Here is a 1,334-nt window from a genome sequence, read left to right as displayed (position 1 = left end):
GTCGTCCAACTCGACGCCCCCACAGGACGCTTCACCACCGCAGAAATCCGCTGCCCACCCCTCGGCCTCGAACACATCAAACCTGAGTAGTCACGATACTTAAGATACCTAGAATGTGACATCTCTGCGAGACATGCCACATTCTCAGATTCAGGCACCGTGCACCCTGAAGTTTATCGCTTGCCACTGGGGTTTCCAGTTGGCCGTCTAAGCGTGGACGTCAGACGCACGTCCGTCTATGCTGAGTGCGCGGAAGCGGCACCTACACAGGTGCTGTGAGCTTGAGCAGCCTGTCCATTTCCAATCGGAAGTTTCTGTAGGTCGATTTTCGATCAGAACAGCGCGGTCAGCCCCGCCGAGCTTCCTCGTTCCCATGCATCTCGAGTCAAATCCCAATACAGACGACAGCCACACGACAGCCACACCAGTCCCCTGGGCGCTACGACTCTGAGATGGCTGGGGCTAACCCACAGGGTAGAGCCTGAAGAACGGATCACCTTCCCCGCATCTAGCGGTCAATGCTTGGCGATTTCCACAGTTCAATTTGGATCTGTTTCGTCGGGGACATGGGGGCGGGTTCTATGAAATCAGATATCATCAACGTTCTGCTAGTCACTCTTCGTCAGGTGCAAGTTTTTTGGTATTTGTTGCATTTCGTTCGCTACGCGAGTGCTGCCCGTTCGCCGTTGGTAACGAGGTCGGGGGCCGCCGTGATAGACGTGCCGCTCCCATGTCGTGAGTCCACCCCATACACCGAATGCTTCTTGACGTCGCAATGCGGCCTCAAGGCATGACCTCACAACTGGGCACACGCTACAAACTTCCTTAGCTGCCCTAGCCCAGCTGCGTCCACGTTCTGGACGCTTTTGGAAGAAAACTTCCGGGTCGACTCGTGAAGTTCCGCAAGCGGCCGAAGACATCCAAATTTCCTGGCCTAGCGAGATTGGGTTTGAAGATTTTATCTTGATTTCCTGCATAATCAACTCACCTGGGTGGGGGATGCCTGAACGAGGGGTCTTCAAGGCGCGTCGAACCGAAGCCGGTGAGCGCGCCACGCATAGAACCAATGGTCCTCGTTCGGGGTGCTTTGAGGGCGAGTAGAAGTTACTCACTGAGATCTCCTCGCCGGTTGTTGCGGCAAAATGTGATAAGCATCGCACGATGGGTAGCGCGTCTACTTGACACCTGAGGTAGGGGTGTATCTGTCCCCTGCTTGGGCCCAGCGTGGCATCACTTTCTGGGGCATTGTCAGGTTGGGCGAGCGTTCGGGGTTGTGAGCCGGTTCGGGACGTGTCTGGCCGTGGTGGTGACGGTGGTTCAGGCCGTGGTGGGCG

General features: G+C 56.4%; 1 protein-coding gene. It reads right to left on the bottom strand.

The features are described from left to right. Positions 1-608 precede the first annotated feature (608 nt). Entirely contained in the window at positions 609-920 is a 312-nt protein-coding gene (locus ABZT03_RS44575) for a WhiB family transcriptional regulator (RefSeq protein ID WP_356050067.1), read from the bottom strand. Positions 921-1,334: the final 414 nt, after the last annotated feature.

The sequence above is a fragment of the Streptomyces sp. NPDC005574 genome (assembly GCF_040605435.1).
GTDB lineage: Bacteria > Actinomycetota > Actinomycetes > Streptomycetales > Streptomycetaceae > Streptomyces.
Note: the sequence above shows the minus strand (reverse complement) of the source record. Positions and strands in the feature narration are given on the sequence as shown.

What these genes read in the sequence shown, in the direction of transcription:
- ABZT03_RS44575 (WP_356050067.1), bottom strand. Translation starts at nt 920, where the DNA reads ATGTCTTCGGCCGCTTGCGGAACTTCACGAGTCGACCCGGAAGTTTTC.